General features: G+C 48.0%; 1 pseudogene. It reads left to right on the top strand.

The features are described from left to right. Positions 1-408 (top strand): annotated as a pseudogene (locus A3766_RS31980) (IS21 family transposase); the annotation flags it as partial.

The raw sequence follows: 408 nt of genomic DNA on the forward strand, positions 1-408 counted from the left end.
AGTAAGCTGGATGACTACGAGAAGACCTTAACCTGCTGGCTTCACCGTGAGGTGAAAAAGCATCGAAAGCAGCGTAAGTCAGTCAAGCAGCTATACCAGGATTTAGTACAACTGGGTTACACCGTTCCTATGATCGTGTTGCTGCGTTTGCACGGCAGTGGCGACAAGAGCAACATGAAGCAAAGAGCACTGCCGCTAAGCGAGTCTATGTTCCACTGACTTTTGCACCAGGCGAAGCATTCCAGTTTGATTGGGGCGAAGATTTCGCCACGATCAATGGTCGGAAGTGCTGCCTTCAAGTTGCTTACTTCAAGCTAAGCAATAGTCGAGCTTTCTTCCTGCGAGCTTATTACAAACAAACGCACGAGATGCTGTTTGATGCACACAATCATGCATTTCGGGTCTTTG

The sequence above is a fragment of the Oleiphilus sp. HI0132 genome (assembly GCF_001635845.1).